The following is a 15,719-nucleotide window of genomic DNA, read 5'->3' on the forward strand; positions in this document are numbered from 1 at the left end:
TAAATGACGGCAGATGAAGACGTAGACGAATCAGCACAGCACGTAAACGCTCATCCCAACGGCCATGACCCAAAAACAAATCCGGCCGAGCGAGAGGGAGTTGACGAGATTCTTATCGGAAGTGACGCCGATCTCGACAATGAACTTAACGAAACGCTAGCGGACGACAGTGACCAAGCCACAGCGGTCGACTTGGAGGCATCGGAGTTCTATCTTAACCGCGAACTGAGCGAACTCGCGTTCCAACGACGAGTACTTCGTGAAGCACTCGACGACCGAAACCCGCTTCTGGAGCGCGTGAAGTTTCTCTCGATCTTCACGCAGAACATGGACGAGTTCTTCATGAAACGTGTTGGCGGACTCAAACAGCAGATGGCCGCTGGGGTGTCGGAACTCACACCGGATGGCCGCACCCCTGATCAGCAGTGGCGTGAAATCCTCTCGACTACCCACGAGATGTTCGAGATGCAAAATCGCTGCTATCATGGGGATATCAAACCTGCCCTCGACGAAGCGGGAATCCACATCGTCGACCACAAAACCCTCGAATATGAAAAGCAGAAGTTACTACGGCAGTATTTCGAAAGTTCTGTCCTCCCAACGTTGACGCCGCTTACGTTTGACCCGGCGCATCCGTTTCCGTTTATTTCTAATCTCAGCCTCTCGATGGCGGTTCTCACGCGCAACGATGCAGCAGACGAGACGCTGAAATTCTCCCGAGTGAAGATTCCACAGAACCGGCCTCGATTCGTCCGTCTCGATGGACTCGTAGACGATGATGACGGCCGTATAGACGAAGCAAACAGTGACGAGGATGTAACGTATATTCCACTTGAACAGGTCATCGAGGCGAATCTGGATCTCTTGTTCCCGAATGTCGAGATTGTTGATACTGCCCTGTTTCGTGTCACGCGAAACGCCGAAGTCAGGCGGAACGAGGAAGTAGCGGAAGGACTTATCGAAGTCATTGAGGACGTCCTCAGACAGCGACGCTTCGCGACCGTGGTCCGACTTGAAGTCGCGTCGGGTATGCCTCCAGCCGCACGTGAACTCCTCATCGACCAACTCGGTGTTGACGAACGCGAAGTTTTCGAACTCGAAGGCCATCTCGACTACCGCGGCCTCTTCGACCTTGTGGACCTGAACCGCCCGGAACTCAAACTCGACTCGTGGACGCCCCAGATACACCCTCGATTCGCAGACACTACTCTGGATCATCCATCAGAGCTCTTTGCGGAGATTCGCCAGAAGGATGTCCTCATCCACCATCCATACCACTCATTCTCGAGTACGGTCCAGACGTTCCTCGACACGGCAGCCAACGACCCGGAAGTATTGGCGATTAAAGCTGCCATCTACCGGACGGCGTCAGACTCACAGGTAATCGAGAGTCTTATCGAAGCCGCGAAGAACGGCAAACAGGTCGCCGTGATGGTCGAATTGAAGGCACGATTTGATGAGGAAAACAACCTCCGATGGGTCAAGCGTCTTGAGGAGGAGGGAATCCACGTCGCGTATGGCACCATCGGCTTGAAGACACACTCGAAGACGACGCTCGTCGTCCGGGAGGAGGACGACGGTGTTCAACTTTATTCACACGTTTCCACGGGCAACTACCACTCAGAGACGGCAAAGACCTACGCCGACCTCGGTCTCTTGACGTCGGATCGTGATATCGGACAGGACCTCGTCAAATTGTTTAACTTCTTCACAGGTCACTCGCTGCACGAGCAATACCGGAAATTACTCGTCGCCCCCGAAAACATGCGCGAAGAGTTTGTCCGACTCATCAGACGGGAGGCCGAACACGCCCGTGAGGGGACGGAGGCAAGAATCCTCGCGAAGATGAACGCGCTCGAAGACCCCAAGATTGTCAGAGAACTGTACGAGGCATCGATGGCGGGTGTCGATATCGACCTCCTGGTTCGTGGTATTTGTCGACTCCGACCCGGAATCAAGGGTGTAAGCGAGAACATTGATGTCTACAGCGTTGTTGGCCGGTTTCTTGAACATTCACGTATCTTTTACTTCCATAATCGAGGGCAGTCGGATTACTACATTGGGTCGGCCGACTGGATGACCCGGAATCTGGATCGACGGATCGAAGCAGTCGCACCGGTAGAGGATCCTCTCCTCCGTGAGAACCTACAAACGATTCTCGACATCATGCTCTCGGACAATCGTAAACGCTGGCAGATGGACGCTGATGGGAACTACGAACAACTGATGCCTGCCGATGGGGAACCGGTTCGAAGCACCCATCAGCGACTTATCGATGCCACGAAGGAATCAGGGCCCGAAGAGGATCACCGACCACTGCCGAGCGAGCAGAGACGCGAGTCACAAGTTGATCTTCGGGGAACGTTCACTGACGGTCAACCCTGAGCACCGACGTCACCGCCGCACCATACTCCTCTGCACCCTTTCGTTGGTGTCCGCGTTTCACGTGTCCCTCACTCTTCTGGAACAGAAAACATATCTCGCAGGTAGATTATTAATTGTAAAAATTAAATGTGTGTATTACTGTCTATCTTGAGCTACATATGAGTATATATGCCGTTGCTGTTTTGGTTTGCTTGTGATGAGTTTCAAGTTAGATTGTCTCCGTGGCTGTGGTTTTGTTGCGAGAGCGGAGAATAGACCCAAAGTCGGATACGAGGCGATGGCCCATCTTGCCAAAGAACATCAGATGCCTGCAGACCCAACTGAATTAGCGGACTGTGCGATCCCTGCCTACGATGATCCGAGAGAAACTCATCGAAGACTCAACTTCCCACGTTCTAACTCATCTCACTCACGCGGCTCCTCAAGCCGTTGATGTACTGACCGCCGCTCCATCTCAACCGTATCTGCGACCCATCGAGCGGTCACTGCCGGAAACTCGGACGCACGAATCACTCGAAGTATATCCTCATCACTCGTTTGCTCCGCAAATCGTCCCTGTTCGTCACGTTCACTCTCGTTCTCAGTCATTGCCCATAGTATCGCACCCACATACTTAATACCAACTCCTACGTAGGATTCCGGAATCTTCAATGCCGGATCCCACATAGGATATGGTAGGAAGAACGGTGCCCTCGGGCGTGTAGAAACGCGCCGGGTGCTTAGGACCACCCGGAACCGGTCTTCCTAATGCACTCAGGAAAGACCATGTCAACGAAATCGCCTAGTGAACTTGAAGCTGACGAGACGGCATGAAACGCGCACAGTGGGAACGGTTCTCCTTCGACGTCGATGCCCCCGGACTCGTCGACGTCACCAACGAGAGTCACGAGAATCCCAAAGCCCACCAATACGTGATCTCCATCGACGACGTGACTGACGCCGCGATGGCGTGTGCCTGCCCACATCACATCCACCGCAACGCCTTCTGCAAACACATGGCCGCCGTCGAGAACGCGACTGATGACGGCACGCTCGAGGTGTTCCCCTCCGAGGACGAAGACGACAAAGACGAGCGTGTCAGTGGCCCGTATACCGGCTACGACAAGTACGGCAACGTCGATCACACATACTGGGCATGTAAGGACTGTGGCGCGGAGGCCACCCGGAAGGACGCACTCACTGATTGCTGCTAACCCACTCCTTCATTTTCATTTCTGTCATGCCAAGCAACACTGTCCGAAGTAGTTGCCCAGTGAACGCTGACCGAGTGTGCGGCTGGTTCGACCAAACGTGAAGACGACACACTGACGACAGAGCGCGACCTGCTCGACCGCGCGCAACAGCATGCGGTGGACGTCGCGGTTGAGTATTTCCCTGATCTGCCTGTTGAAGCGATTGAATGGGAGGTGTCCCACCGACGACAGCGGTCGGCAGGAGCGACGAAATACGACCCTGCGAACGGCGAGATAACGATCTCGCTCGCATGGGCCGCATTCGAGCAACACGGTTGGGAGCAATTCAGTTCGACCGTGCGTCACGAACTGATCCACGCATGGCAGTACCACGAGTTCGGAGAGGCGGACCACGGGCGAACGTTCGAGCGATGGACGGATGCGCTCGATACAACCCGGTTCTGTGAGCGGTTCAAATCGCCGAACTGGTGGGTGATTTGCGAGGAGTGCGGTGGACGACTGGCGCGCTATCAACGCTCGAAGGTTGTGAAACACCCCGAGCAGTACAGCTGTGGCGACTGCGGTGGGTCGCTCCGGGTCGAGGAGGCCACCGAATGACGCGTAAGTACCGCTGTCCGCGCTGTCTTCGGGTTATTGGATCGATGACGGTGGCGGGTCCGTCACGGGTCCATGTGAGTCCGTGCGGCCATCGTCTCGCTGCTCCTGATGCGGTGCTTGCAATGGGTGATTTACACCCACCGCGCCCTGATGTGTGGGTGACGGACTTCCTCGCTGACTGACCTCCGCGAACGCTTTCGGCCCCCTCCATTCACTTATTCGTTCGCTTTTCGGCGGTACAGATACTAACAAGGTTAGTATACTATACTAACTTTGGTGTATTCACTTCCGATCTGGCTAGCGATGAACCCACCAAGCAATTCGATTTAGATCGGCGGCAACGAGTGTGGGAATTGATGGCAGTAATCGCTACCAAGCTAAAAGTGCTATCCGGTAGTCTGCTCGATGCGATTGACAATGTCCTCACCGAAGAGGCCAAACAAGAAGACCGAACCTGCTTTTCTGCCGGTTAAATCCATAAGCAGAAGTGCAACCATCCCGGGCCCCCAAATCAATCTGTGCGCAACGCTTCCTCACCCCGAACTGGATGATTTGAAATGGTTGTAGCGAACGGTTTGCACGCTATCGACGCTCGAAGGTCGTCACACCTCGAGAAGTACAGTTGTGGTGACTGCGGCGGCGTCCTTCATGTCGAGGAGGCTGATGTACTCGCGGGTGAGCTTACTACGGTGTTGGAGGAGACACGAGACGAGAGAATTGACGCTGAACGGCTTGCAACGCGGATGCGCTAGAATAAGCAGTTACTAGGTTCACTACCGAACGTGGTGGGCCGTAGTATTTGAGAGACCGTTATTCGCCACATGTTTTTTCTTCGTCTGGCGCCAGAAACTCGATTTCAACAACCGCTCGAGATGGGGCAGCATTCTCCCCAATTTTCCACTGTTCGAACTTTCCAACCAGCGACGGACTTTTTAGCGCTTTTTGCGTCGGCCACTGTTTCACCGGCAGCTGAAAGACAAATCGATCGCCGTCAACGCTTGAGGTGGGGCACCAACTAGTGTTCGTAGTTGGCGAAACCAGCTGTGTATCTGCGATAAGCGTCGCAATGAAATGCGTCGAGTAATCAGTTGTCCGGAGCAAATGCTGTGTTGGTTCTGGAAGCGCACTCCACTTGATTCGTTGATGCACATCCTGTTTCGCTGTGAACACCGCTGCCTGGAGTGACACCGCAACAGCCGAGGAAGACGTATTGGTGAGTGGCTGCTGATCGAGAGGCACCTGCGAACCGTGGTTGAACGACGGTTCTTCAGTTGCACCGAGTGAAAGATTCACACAGCCGCTTAGTGAAGATACTCCGAGCGCTGCTGCTCCAGTGAGAATTGCACGGCGAGAACTATTTGGATATGTCATAATTTCAATTAGATTTCAAATGATATAAGCTTTGTTCTCAATGGCTCGTTTAACCGATTTCACGCCTTAGAAGCGAAAATACCGACTAGGGGTTCTTCTACTATTGCTGAGGGATCGATGGAGGCCATACAATCGACTGAGTCTGTGAGACGGTAATGAAATAGGAAATCATGTTCAGCTGTTCTAACCAGTTATGCAAAAAGCAGTCTGATTTCTAGGAACTCGACGTGTTTCAAAATGCGCGATTGGTTCTATATCTGATATAGAACGTGCGACGGCAGTGAGTTCGATTTCTCGAATTTGGCCGATTTAGCGGATTGACTTCCTGTGGGCAGTATAAGCGGCAGTGGGTTAGTTAGGGGCCACCAACAATTGGAATGGATCATCCAATGATGCTCCCCCAAACAACAGCATAGACTCTCTCTCCCACCAAATGCCTAAGATGCTATACAGAGTAGCCAGATATATGGCGGTCATTGTTGAGCTGTCGCTTCCTCCGGAGAACTTCCCGTTAGGGACAATGCTCACCGCCGAAACAGACGTCCACATCGAGTTTGAACGTATCGTCCCTGTCGGTGCAGACGTGGTTCCCATCTTTTGGGCGTGGAACGGCGATTTAGAGGCCTTCGAACAGCGCGTTCGAGACGACACCAACGTCCGGCAATTCGTTGCAATCGACGAAGTTGGTGATCGCCGATTGTACCTTCTCAATTGGGATATCCCAGCTGGTGCCTTCCTCGAAGGACTCACCACCGCAGAGGGAATTATTCGAAATGCACACGGGTATGGCGACGAAGACTGGGAGTTCGAATTGTTATTCCCCTCCCAGGACCAGCTCACGCGATTCCATAACGTGAGTCGAGACAATGAGGTCGAGTATACACTCGGCAAGATGCAGTCGTTGAGTGATGCCGGAGCATCTGAACTCGCAAACATCGTCACCGATAAGCAACGGGAAGCAATCGTGCTTGCATTCCAACGTGGCTATTTCATGACGCCTCGGCAGGTGACGCTCTCGGAATTGGCGAGTGAACTCGATATCACCCAGCAGTCGTTGTCCAATCGGATTCGAAACGGCATCGAAGCTATCGTGGAGTCTGTGCTGTTCGGTGCATCCGAACACTGACCTTCAGACTCGTGTTGATGCACCGAGCTTTTTAAATCACTTTGTTAGAACAGACCAAGAGCTTATAGAACACACTCCAGTTATCTCTACAAAATGGTTTCTTCGCCGGACGATGATGACCAGCGATGTTCACTCGATGAGCTATTGAAGCTCGTAGCTGATACGCAACGTCGACAGATTCTCCGGTATCTCATTGCGAATGCTGAGCAGCCTGTCCCACTCGAAGCACTGGTGGAGCATCTCAGTACAGACACATCTGGCGACACAACATCTGATACAACGCAGGCTACTGATCAAGATCGGATAGTGATCCAACTCCACCATCTTCAGCTTCCAAAACTGGCAGACTACGGCGTAATTGAGTACAATTCCTCGCTCCAACTTATCTCGTACACTGAACACCCACGTGTTGAGGCACTGCTACAAGCAGAACAGAGAGCTGGTGATGAAAGCGAAGATCCCAATGGGGATAATTACGATTCGTAACTCTTTCTCATTGTGTTCTGTATCGTTGCTCTTGCAATCGGTTCCCTATTTACAGTGGAGTTAGCATCCTATACTAACACTGAATAACTCCATCTTCGACTAACAGACAACCATTCACCCGATTTCTATGGCGTCATATCTAAATCTGACATTCTAGAAGATATACTCCAGAATCTACGAAGTGACCTGGAAATCCTTATTACTCCGAATCTGGCTGGGTTCCACGAGCAGTGGGTTCAGACACAGTAATCCACCCATCGCTGGCAACTTCAACGTGATACTGATTATATCGGAAGGAAACACTGCCCTCGCTATCGCGTGAGTGACCGTTGACTTTCTTGCCAAAGAAGCCGTCTTCAATCGCGGCGATATCCACACACTCGTAGAGTGGTGGATCCTTGATCTCTGTCGGAGCGACATCCTCGGCAGCCGCGATCGCGAAGATGATTTCGGTGGTGAGATCACGGTGGCTCGCTCGCTCGTAGTGAGCCTGCGTCACAAACGCCATCTCGTTATTTTCATCCTGTGCAAGTTCGGTGTCATCATCAGTGTGGTCCTTGCTTGAGGTCATCTGTCGTCTCCTCTGTTGCTTGTGTTTTCGTGTCGTGTCATTTCCGAGGCAGTGATGCTGCGTCGGCTCGGCATTGTTATTGCGTATCGCCATCCCCATCGAATTCGCTTCGGGCATGCGTTTCTTGTCGATTATCAAGACTCGCACCAGCGCCTTCTAATACCGTCAACACCTGCGTTGCGTAATGGTCGGGGGTGATCGTCTCGGTATCAGCATCGAACTCGATCACATCCAAGTCGACGAGTTTCGGAATATGGGTGTGATAGAGCGACGCGTACATCTCTTGGTGCGTGAGCGTTGCGATGTCTGCTTCGGGAGTGTCGGTCTCCCACGCAGCCAGTTTGGTCGCAAGATCGTCAAGCGACCACGCAGTGTCTTCGAGAAGCGTGTAGACGAGGTAGCGTCGTCGTGGATGTGCAATCGCCGCGAACGTCGGTTGTAACTCCAGGACGGATTCGGAGACATTTAGGTCCAAATCATGCTCCACGCCACCGTCCTCGGCGCTTCGATCCGAATCAGTTTCCCATCTGTCGGTGGGTGGATGGTCTCCCGCCATGCTACCCAAGTAAGGGCGAAGAAGGAGCATAAAGATTCGGTTGAGGTGTAACGTCTCGGGTGACAGACGAAATGCACGAGACAGACTTTATTTCACCATTTTTCTAGACTGTACAGTGGACACCCCCGACAGCTGTCCTTCACTCGAGACCAGGTGTGTCCACACCCGCTTAGTGCAACATGGAGTAGTGAGACAAATGGATCCCAACCAATCCCCTCTTCATGAACAAGTGGACCAAATTTACTGTCGTCTGATTTTATACGCGCAAGTGGAATTGACTACTATTTCGCCCTTAGCGCAGCACAGAACCCACATCGACAGCGAGAGGTTGTTTCCCGCAGCAATTGATTTCTGTGGTTTGATCGCCTGGGAGATAGGTGCTCCCGTTATTTCAAAATCAATATGATATATTATTCATATTTCTCCAATGGTGTTTTACTGTAACCGTGGTCAAAACATCTTGCTCAGGATGTCACCCCCGAACTGGCAAGTTGCGTGCTTAGAATACTCAATAGTCGACTTCAGCAGTGTCTGGCTTAGTACCAACGCAGCCAGGTTGATCTAGAGCTTGTTATCGCGAGTGATCGTCTGTACTTTCGTCTTGTTGTTTTGTAGTCTCAGTGGGAGACGCTTGGTCTGCTGATAATGTTTCTGTGGAGGATTTCGAGTCTTGCTGAGTGGAATCATTTCCACTCGTTGTTGCAGGCTGGTTTTCATTTGGATTTGGAATTGGATCAGTTGCAGTTGCTTGTGGCGTCAATTCGCGTCCGTGTAGTAATTCCGGTAAAATGATGCGGGTACTATGGACGAACAATACGAGTAAAAGCGGTCCAAGGAACAGTCCATACCAACCGAACAGTAACGGGCCAAAGATATACGCGAATAGGACGAGGCCAACGTGGAGATTCCGACCGGAGATGTATGGCCGCAATAGTATTTCGGTGAGCCCATCAACGATCGTGGCCGTAATGAGTAGAAATACCACGGGGAACCAAATATAAAGTGGTTCTGATGCTAATGCGACGCCAGCCAGATAAAGGCCGACTGGAACGTAGACGAGTTTCATTCCAACCACTGGAACTAGACTTGCAAGCCCCGTCAATAGCCCGAACAAAACAGCTGCTGGAATCGCAAGCCCAGGAGGAGCAATCGCATTGAGGGCCGTATACGTGATCGAAGCGATGATAGCGACCACGAATGCATTCAAAATATTGCCGAAGTAGATCGTCTGAAGATCAGTATCAACGGCCTCTAAGAAGGCGTGTGTTGCACTGTCCGACTTACTAATTTGTGATGTGAACCAGTTCGCAAGCTTCTGATCGTCTCGAAGAAGATAGAACGCAATTGCGAGTGCAATGAAAACGTGCAAAAGACCGACGACAATTGCACTCAGATATCCTCCCGCTGATGTGAGTATCGTACTTATTGCCTTCGGACTGAGATACTGCGTAAATTTCTGAGGATTTGAAAATAACTGCTGTAATACTACCTGTGGGTCCTGTGTCCCAATAACACGCTGCAGATATGGCCCGAGAAGTAATTGATATTGATCCAAATTTGACCCAAAGAGCTCATTCACCTGGTGAATACTCACGAGTACAGTATACGCGATCAGAAGTAATCCTGGGAACGCGAGCATACCGAGAGAAAGCCCGGCTGCGAGCGTCGGTGATCCCACACGATGGGTTAGCTGCCGGTACACGGGCCGTGTTGCATAGTAAATAAATAATCCGAGAACGATCGTACCCACATACGAGTAGAGGATGTAGACGAAAAGTACGCCGAGGGTGCTGAAGATCAGCCACCAGGCTATCCTTTCCCGGTTTTGAGTGATGTCGTGTTCCACGCATCAAACTTAGCGAGACAACATCGTAAGTACAACGACTGGCACATTGTGTGATGAGGTCAGTAGACAAGCGATCGTTCACCATAGTGAAACGAGACACTCTGTGACACGATCAGCCGTGCCTCGTGCGTCGGTTTCCCGTGTTTCAACGAGATGGTAGTGGTGCCAATGTAGGCCGCGGTATCAAGGCGCTGTTTGATACTCATGAGAATTGTTCGGTCAACACTCCCGACAGGGGTGTGCGTGTCGTGAGAACCCATCGTTAGTCAGCACTCACTTCAGCGCGGTCGCTGAGACGGCGGCGAGCGCGGTCGTGGAGTCGCAGTTCTTCCTCGAGGCTCGCCCACGTCGACAGGTCGTCCCACGCTTCCTCGAGATCCACGTCGAGACGATCGGTCGCTTCAACGACGTCGATGCTGGCTGGATTGTCAGCGTCATAGCGATCACGGAACGTTTTGAGCTGATCCCGTATTTCGAGCACATTTCCTCTGAGATCCTCCAGCGAATGGGTGTTGGCGAGTTCACTCACGTACCGCCATTCGAAGTACTCTGTGTTGCGTTCATACTGGACTGGACGGCCGTCACGTTTGGTCGCGACGCCGAGTTCAGTGAACCAGTTGAGATACTTCCGAGCGGTGTCTGTTGAACACGAGAGTTGCTCGGCGACGTCTGGCGCACTCACACCGCCCGTGTTCTGCACAAGGAGACTATAGATGCGTTCTTCGGTCGAGGGAGCGTCGGTGAAGACCGATTCGAGGTCATCGATCGGTGGACGATCCGAGAACGGTGGGTCAGTCGGCATACTAGCGTATAGATGCTTAAGCGAGATAATTCTTTCTCCAGCTAATTATTTCGTTTTGTTGCGTTACGGGGAAACTGGTGCCCGTCGGCTCTTGTGGGACACACCGTGGATAGAATAATACCTTAGTGTTAGTGAGAATTAAAACAAAAATAGACACATGGAGTAATTATTAACTAGTCACAGCATAAGATAATATCAAATCCAGCCCAGATAATGGGGCTTGCGCACCTTGACCAAGGAAAGAACTCAACAGATTCAGCGACGAGTCAGCAAAAACAACCAACACAGAAAAGACTCAATCAGCACGTCGAAACTGACTCTCAAAAGGATCAGTCTTCTACTAACAATCCTAATAACGAGGCTAGAGAGATAAGCGGTCCATCTCCATCGGAGCTCACATTTGGCTGGGAGGCAGCACCCCCCACGACGTTTCGCGATGTCGGTGGCATGGATAATCTCAAATCAATATTATGCGATCAGTTCTTCGCCCGCTCTCCCATACTGATGGTGCTTAGGAGCGGTTCAACGTCTCGCCACCAAACGGCATCCTCTTGCATGGCCCACCCGGCACGGGGAAAACGCATTTCGCCCGGGCGATTGCTGGTGAACTCGGCCATCCATACCTCGAGTTGAGCGCTGGCGATATCAAAAGTCGGTGGGTGAACGAGTCCACCGAGCAAGTCAACCAGTTGTTCAATGAGGCCGAGCAATTCGACCGGTGTGTGATTTTCGTCGACGAGATTGACGCTCTCCTTGCCGGTCGTGGGAACGACCTTCATCGTGAGCATGCTCAAGTCGTCAACGAGTTTCTGGCGCACTTAGACGATGAAGCCCCGAGTTTTCTGCTTATTGCAGCAACGAATCGTGCGGACTTACTTGATGAAGCCGCCACTCGCCGGGGGCGCTTTGATCAGCAGTACGAGGTTGGTCTGCCCGACAAAGAGGCACGCGAGAAAATTTTCGAAGTACGATTACAGTCACTCCCGACCGAGCTTGATCAAGACGAGTATGAGGAGCTCGCCGAGTTATCCACCGAGCTCAGTAGTGCGGATATTGTTGGGATTGTCGATGACGCCGCAATGAAGGCTGCTGAACGAGATGCGCAAGCAATCACGTACGAGGATCTCGCCAAGTCGTTTCCTGATTCGATGACTACTGGATAGGAAATCAAATGGCTTGAGAAGTGCAGTTGTTTGTAAGACTCCGTTGATATCTACGGTGGATTATGCTCGGTTAGCATTTTTCGAAGTGATACAGCTAATTCTTCGAAGGCATTGATGTTGAGAGCATTCGAAGTCAGGACAACGCCATGGTCGCCAACGATAGCGCGGTTAACGAAGCCGTCAGAAAACACTCGGATCGTGAATTCATAGTCACCCATATCGGGTTCTGATTCGGGATTACGTGTGAGTTCGTTGTACGTTTCGTAAGTGGTAAACCCGACACGTTCGTTTTCCACGAGCTTTTCTTTCGCATGGCGTGCTCGGTCTCGATCTCCACCATAGAGATCGTTTCGTATGTAGAGCAAATCAAAGGCATCTGGTGTAAAATAGATAACGCTCCTAATAGTATCACCAACAGCGGTTCGGCACGTGGTCACGAGTTGCTCTGCAAGCTCATCGCTGATGCCAGTTTCAGTCATGACATACCCAATACGTCATTCAAGCATATGACTCTACTAGGACTATCTCTGGACTGCACTCTTAATGTAGCGAATGAGAGTATGTACGTAATTAACCCGCAGAAATTATCCCCATTTGATATTGAGACCGTTCCCGATTCTCACGCACACAAAGGAACCGCTGAACAAGGCAGCTAGATGATTTCATTAAAATCATAAGGAGTAGCGACTCTCCTCGGGTACCCTCAAGTCGATTACTGTTCATTCGTGGTATATATTTAGCGTGCCAACTGTCGTCGATTTTGGTGATCGAATTTGGTTGCTCCGAACAATTGTAGAAGTAGACCAAATTTACTGTCACCTGACTTCATAAGCAGTAGTGAAATCCGGCAGATGCGTGTTCTCAAAATGCACGAAGACCGTGCCACCAACAAGCAACAACTCCCAGTACGACCGTCTGATTCCAGAGACCGCCTCAACAGCTACCTTCTTCGAAGGCGAGTCTTGGGTATGAGCGTCATTGTTGAATTCACTATTGAGAAGGAGAACTTAGCGTTAGGCCAGGCATTATCGGGGGCTGGCAGTACCCGTATCGAACTCGAAGAAATCGTCCCCAGTGAAAACAACGTCATGCCTTTTTTCTGGATCGTCAATCCAGATAGAGAGGGATTAGAAGTGAGCATCGCCGAAAGTGAATACGTCAAAAATCTCGTCCGGCTCGACACCCTTGGTGACCAGTCGCTCTACAAAGTTGAGTGGACGGGTGAATACGAGGACCTCCTCGCCGGCATCGTCAAAACGGAAGGGACGATTCTTGAAGCGACAGGGAACGACGCGTGGCATTTCATTCTCCGATTCATTGATCACGATCATGTCGGCCAGTTCTACAACTTTTGCACCGACCACGAGATCCCGCTTCACATCGAGCGTGTGTACACCTTGACCGAGGAGGGATTGCGAGGGCGGATGTTCGGATTGACGAACGAACAGCGTGAAGCAATCGTTCTCGCACTCAAGCGCGGCTATTTCACGATTCCACGAGAAGTGCAAATGCAAGCGTTGGCTGATGAACTCGACATTACCCAGCAAGCGTTTTCTGAACGCCTCTGGCGCGGTCTCGAGAAAGTGCTTGTAAATCTCTTCGAATGACTCGTCCTCTGATTCCCGAGGGGTGATAAACATCTTGTGCACACAGACGATTTTTCTTTTTCCCCCTGTCCCTACGGCTGATGTGCAATGAACGAACCGAAGCGAGAGACAATGTTCGAAGTATTAGCGAACAGGCATCGGCGGCACTTATTGATTGCGTTGCGAACACAGAATCCGCAGCGAGTCGAAGGAAGCCTGCCCCAAAATATGCCTGTTGGTGATGAGGAAACGAAAGACTTGCAGGCTGCGTTCTATCACAATCACCTTCCGCGGCTGGATGCTGCAGGGTTCATCACTTGGAATCGAGATACCAACGAGATTGTTCGAGGACCGGACTTCGACACGATTCTGCCTTTGTTAGCGGTGATTGAGAATTGCCACGACGAACTCGCTGACTGCTAATTTTCAGCACTGTTGTCGCTGGTTAGACGGTCTATTTCTCGCTATGCCAGCCCTCACGTCACATGCTCTCTTCAGCAGACGTCTATCGGCTTTTTGATTAATTAACGAATCGTCTTCATGTTCGTGCTGTTTTTGACTTCGGTGATGAGGTAGTCTTGCTCACCATCAGGGTGGGTGATTTCGAGGACGATGATATCGGGGCGACCAGTACGATTCTGAAACTCACGATCGTGGAAGTAGTCGTTCGCGATGTCGAAGCCCGTCGTATGCACTTTTTCGGTTCGAGACAGTCCGACTTGACCATCCGGAAACGCTCGGAAGGAGAGACCACGCTTAGAAGCGGAGTTGTCGTGATAGACAGCGATTTCAGTCCCGTTATCGTTCGTGAGTTGGGCGACCTCTTGACGGCCTGTTTTGATCGTCTCAAATTGGGCACTCGTCCCGTGAAGTTCTTCCAGGGTCGCGATGAACCGAAAGAGAACGAAGAGTTCGAGCAGCGTTTCGTCATCGTCAGGTGTGATCGCCGTTTCCGTGAGCAGTGTTTCCAATTGCTCGCGGTCACCCTCGAACAACCGGCGACGCTGTTCGAGCAGGGCAGCAGCATCACGATAGATTGGGTGGCGTGATTCAGAAGCAGTGTTGACCATCCGGTCAGTGGGTTCGTAGGCTTTTGGCTTCCGGATACGACGGACATGGACGTTCTGTTCGACGATTCGTCGGAGATGATTGACGAGCGTCGTATCCCACCGGTCGTTCACCCACGCATACTCTTTCTGGAGGTACTCGTCTGCTTCACGGAGTGTCTCGTAGATGATGGCAACAACCCGCTTGAACACCAGATTCTCATCGGTGTCGTAGTCCTCGGTTCGATTGTCGCAGACGAAGACCGACCGATCACCGGGATTCTGTGCATAGCGTTGTTTGATCGTGGCACTCCAGTTGATTTTCCCGTCGATCGTCCCGCGTCTCGTCCGGGTGATCGACTCTGTATCAGTCTGCAGGTTGCGAACGCGTTGGGGGAGTTGCTCGACGAATTCGATCACGCTTGGCGAGAGGATGAAGTGGAGATCCAAGAGGAGTTCATACTCGGTAAAGCGCTCGTCGAGCGCGTCGGGTTTGATGGCACTCGCGAACTCCCGCTCTGGGAACGCCCCGTGCATGACGTAGGCGAGGATGTCCTCGGTCAGTTGATCGAGGAGGTCGTCTCTATCCATTGCTCTGAGTGACACTCACTTGGAGCATATCGCGTGCTGCGGTGTCGAGGAGTTGTTTGTCGATTCGATCGACAGCTGCGAGTTCGGTGGCCACCTGTTTGCGCTTCGGGACGCCTTCGAGTTGAGGGAGGATGTAGCTAATAACGGCCTGGGTGAGTCGTTGTTCCCACTCAAGAGCTGTAGTTTCGGTGAGATACGCGATGATATCTTTGACGACGGCAGGCCCAATGGCACGGTCGTCGATAGCGCCGTTAGCCGCTTGCCAGACGTGTCCCACATCTAGCAAAGGTGTTGAGTGGTCGACGATCGAAGTCTGTCGTGTGGATACTCCACGCGTCCGTGTACTCATTGAGAAGTGGGCGGAGGTTGCTGTCATCGATATTTACAAGATCGGTTTCCG

General features: G+C 51.8%; 19 protein-coding genes. 10 read left to right on the forward strand and 9 right to left on the reverse strand.

Annotated features, from left to right (window positions below):
- Positions 1–3: 3 nt before the first annotated feature.
- Positions 4–2,385 carry a polyphosphate kinase 1 gene (gene ppk1, locus ACN2TU_RS24685; protein WP_435159233.1) on the forward strand — a complete coding sequence of 794 codons (2,382 nt, stop codon included), beginning with the start codon at positions 4–6 and terminating at the stop codon, positions 2,383–2,385.
- 405 nt (positions 2,386–2,790) lie between these two features.
- Here the strand turns inward: ppk1 and ACN2TU_RS24690 are convergent, their stop codons facing one another.
- Complete coding sequence (locus ACN2TU_RS24690; protein ID WP_435159235.1) at positions 2,791–2,973, reverse strand: hypothetical protein; 183 nt, start codon at positions 2,971–2,973, stop codon at positions 2,791–2,793.
- A gap of 221 nt (positions 2,974–3,194) precedes the next feature.
- Here ACN2TU_RS24690 and ACN2TU_RS24695 point away from each other — a divergent pair, with 221 nt between their 5' ends.
- The 4 genes from ACN2TU_RS24695 (at position 3,195) to ACN2TU_RS24710 (ending at position 4,927) form a co-directional block, all read left to right on the forward strand.
- Positions 3,195–3,578, forward strand: coding sequence for a DUF8118 domain-containing protein (locus tag ACN2TU_RS24695; RefSeq protein ID WP_435159237.1), 384 nt, complete (start codon positions 3,195–3,197; stop codon positions 3,576–3,578).
- A 156-nt stretch (positions 3,579–3,734) separates the two neighbouring features.
- Positions 3,735–4,175 (forward strand): SprT family zinc-dependent metalloprotease, encoded by a 441-nt coding sequence (locus ACN2TU_RS24700; protein ID WP_435159239.1) that lies wholly within the window; start codon positions 3,735–3,737, stop codon positions 4,173–4,175.
- The gene (locus ACN2TU_RS24705) at positions 4,172–4,357 is read left to right on the forward strand and encodes a hypothetical protein (protein WP_435159240.1); all 186 of its coding nucleotides are present in this window, start codon (positions 4,172–4,174) and stop codon (positions 4,355–4,357) included. The genes ACN2TU_RS24700 and ACN2TU_RS24705 overlap by 4 nt, the downstream gene beginning before the upstream one ends.
- Positions 4,358–4,732: 375 nt before the next feature.
- A complete protein-coding gene (locus tag ACN2TU_RS24710; RefSeq protein WP_435159241.1) occupies positions 4,733–4,927 on the forward strand; it encodes a hypothetical protein in 195 nt (64 codons plus the stop codon).
- 58 nt (positions 4,928–4,985) lie between these two features.
- Here ACN2TU_RS24710 and ACN2TU_RS24715 read toward each other — a convergent pair whose 3' ends face one another.
- Positions 4,986–5,546, reverse strand: a complete 561-nt coding sequence (locus ACN2TU_RS24715; RefSeq protein ID WP_435159242.1) for a hypothetical protein — start codon at positions 5,544–5,546, stop codon at positions 4,986–4,988.
- 466 nt (positions 5,547–6,012) lie between these two features.
- On the opposite strand from ACN2TU_RS24715, the gene ACN2TU_RS24720 reads away from it, so the two are divergent.
- Together ACN2TU_RS24720 and ACN2TU_RS24725 are read left to right on the forward strand one after the other, a co-directional pair.
- Positions 6,013–6,672 carry a helix-turn-helix domain-containing protein gene (locus tag ACN2TU_RS24720; protein WP_231188587.1) on the forward strand — a complete coding sequence of 220 codons (660 nt, stop codon included), beginning with the start codon at positions 6,013–6,015 and terminating at the stop codon, positions 6,670–6,672.
- Between the two features lie 93 nt (positions 6,673–6,765).
- Positions 6,766–7,158, forward strand: coding sequence for a DUF7344 domain-containing protein (locus ACN2TU_RS24725; RefSeq protein ID WP_231188589.1), 393 nt, complete (start codon positions 6,766–6,768; stop codon positions 7,156–7,158).
- Between the two features lie 199 nt (positions 7,159–7,357).
- On the opposite strand, the gene ACN2TU_RS24730 is transcribed toward ACN2TU_RS24725, so the two are convergent.
- From ACN2TU_RS24730 to ACN2TU_RS24745, 4 genes are all read right to left on the reverse strand, one after another.
- Positions 7,358–7,729: a HalOD1 output domain-containing protein gene (locus ACN2TU_RS24730; protein WP_435159243.1), complete on the reverse strand. Its 372-nt coding sequence runs from the start codon at positions 7,727–7,729 to the stop codon at positions 7,358–7,360.
- 76 nt (positions 7,730–7,805) lie between these two features.
- Positions 7,806–8,285, reverse strand: a complete 480-nt coding sequence (locus ACN2TU_RS24735) for a DUF7344 domain-containing protein (protein ID WP_231188594.1) — start codon at positions 8,283–8,285, stop codon at positions 7,806–7,808.
- A 571-nt stretch (positions 8,286–8,856) separates the two neighbouring features.
- A complete protein-coding gene (locus ACN2TU_RS24740) occupies positions 8,857–10,131 on the reverse strand; it encodes an AI-2E family transporter (protein WP_435159244.1) in 1,275 nt (424 codons plus the stop codon).
- Between the two features lie 262 nt (positions 10,132–10,393).
- Positions 10,394–10,933 carry a DUF7342 family protein gene (locus ACN2TU_RS24745; RefSeq protein WP_435159245.1) on the reverse strand — a complete coding sequence of 180 codons (540 nt, stop codon included), beginning with the start codon at positions 10,931–10,933 and terminating at the stop codon, positions 10,394–10,396.
- Positions 10,934–11,484: 551 nt separating this feature from the next.
- Here ACN2TU_RS24745 and ACN2TU_RS24750 point away from each other — a divergent pair.
- Positions 11,485–12,096, forward strand: coding sequence for an AAA family ATPase (locus ACN2TU_RS24750; RefSeq protein WP_435159246.1), 612 nt, complete (start codon positions 11,485–11,487; stop codon positions 12,094–12,096).
- Between the two features lie 50 nt (positions 12,097–12,146).
- Here the strand turns inward: ACN2TU_RS24750 and ACN2TU_RS24755 are convergent, their stop codons facing one another.
- Positions 12,147–12,575 (reverse strand): DUF7522 family protein, encoded by a 429-nt coding sequence (locus ACN2TU_RS24755; protein WP_435159248.1) that lies wholly within the window; start codon positions 12,573–12,575, stop codon positions 12,147–12,149.
- 489 nt (positions 12,576–13,064) lie between these two features.
- Between ACN2TU_RS24755 and ACN2TU_RS24760 the strand changes: the two genes are divergently transcribed.
- Positions 13,065–13,703: a helix-turn-helix domain-containing protein gene (locus ACN2TU_RS24760; protein WP_435159250.1), complete on the forward strand. Its 639-nt coding sequence runs from the start codon at positions 13,065–13,067 to the stop codon at positions 13,701–13,703.
- Positions 13,704–13,790: 87 nt separating this feature from the next.
- On the forward strand, positions 13,791–14,105 hold the full coding sequence (locus ACN2TU_RS24765) for a DUF7344 domain-containing protein (RefSeq protein WP_435159251.1): 315 nt from the start codon (positions 13,791–13,793) through the stop codon (positions 14,103–14,105).
- 101 nt (positions 14,106–14,206) lie between these two features.
- Here the strand turns inward: ACN2TU_RS24765 and ACN2TU_RS24770 are convergent, their stop codons facing one another.
- Together ACN2TU_RS24770 and ACN2TU_RS24775 are read right to left on the reverse strand one after the other, a co-directional pair.
- Positions 14,207–15,319, reverse strand: coding sequence for a hypothetical protein (locus ACN2TU_RS24770; RefSeq protein WP_435159252.1), 1,113 nt, complete (start codon positions 15,317–15,319; stop codon positions 14,207–14,209).
- Positions 15,312–15,596 carry a hypothetical protein gene (locus ACN2TU_RS24775; RefSeq protein ID WP_435159253.1) on the reverse strand — a complete coding sequence of 95 codons (285 nt, stop codon included), beginning with the start codon at positions 15,594–15,596 and terminating at the stop codon, positions 15,312–15,314. The genes ACN2TU_RS24770 and ACN2TU_RS24775 overlap by 8 nt, the downstream gene beginning before the upstream one ends.
- Between the last annotated feature and the right edge of the window lie 123 nt (positions 15,597–15,719).

The organism is Haladaptatus marinus (genome assembly GCF_051194195.1).

What these genes read in the sequence shown, in the direction of transcription:
- ppk1 (WP_435159233.1), top strand. Translation starts at nt 4, where the DNA reads ATGACGGCAGATGAAGACGTAGACGAATCAGCACAGCACGTAAACGCT.
- ACN2TU_RS24690 (WP_435159235.1), bottom strand. Translation starts at nt 2,973, where the DNA reads ATGACTGAGAACGAGAGTGAACGTGACGAACAGGGACGATTTGCGGAG.
- ACN2TU_RS24695 (WP_435159237.1), top strand. Translation starts at nt 3,195, where the DNA reads ATGAAACGCGCACAGTGGGAACGGTTCTCCTTCGACGTCGATGCCCCC.
- ACN2TU_RS24705 (WP_435159240.1), top strand. Translation starts at nt 4,172, where the DNA reads ATGACGCGTAAGTACCGCTGTCCGCGCTGTCTTCGGGTTATTGGATCG.
- ACN2TU_RS24710 (WP_435159241.1), top strand. Translation starts at nt 4,733, where the DNA reads ATGGTTGTAGCGAACGGTTTGCACGCTATCGACGCTCGAAGGTCGTCA.
- ACN2TU_RS24715 (WP_435159242.1), bottom strand. Translation starts at nt 5,546, where the DNA reads ATGACATATCCAAATAGTTCTCGCCGTGCAATTCTCACTGGAGCAGCA.
- ACN2TU_RS24720 (WP_231188587.1), top strand. Translation starts at nt 6,013, where the DNA reads ATGGCGGTCATTGTTGAGCTGTCGCTTCCTCCGGAGAACTTCCCGTTA.
- ACN2TU_RS24725 (WP_231188589.1), top strand. Translation starts at nt 6,766, where the DNA reads ATGGTTTCTTCGCCGGACGATGATGACCAGCGATGTTCACTCGATGAG.
- ACN2TU_RS24730 (WP_435159243.1), bottom strand. Translation starts at nt 7,729, where the DNA reads ATGACCTCAAGCAAGGACCACACTGATGATGACACCGAACTTGCACAG.
- ACN2TU_RS24735 (WP_231188594.1), bottom strand. Translation starts at nt 8,285, where the DNA reads ATGGCGGGAGACCATCCACCCACCGACAGATGGGAAACTGATTCGGAT.
- ACN2TU_RS24745 (WP_435159245.1), bottom strand. Translation starts at nt 10,933, where the DNA reads ATGCCGACTGACCCACCGTTCTCGGATCGTCCACCGATCGATGACCTC.
- ACN2TU_RS24755 (WP_435159248.1), bottom strand. Translation starts at nt 12,575, where the DNA reads ATGACTGAAACTGGCATCAGCGATGAGCTTGCAGAGCAACTCGTGACC.
- ACN2TU_RS24760 (WP_435159250.1), top strand. Translation starts at nt 13,065, where the DNA reads ATGAGCGTCATTGTTGAATTCACTATTGAGAAGGAGAACTTAGCGTTA.
- ACN2TU_RS24765 (WP_435159251.1), top strand. Translation starts at nt 13,791, where the DNA reads ATGAACGAACCGAAGCGAGAGACAATGTTCGAAGTATTAGCGAACAGG.
- ACN2TU_RS24770 (WP_435159252.1), bottom strand. Translation starts at nt 15,319, where the DNA reads ATGGATAGAGACGACCTCCTCGATCAACTGACCGAGGACATCCTCGCC.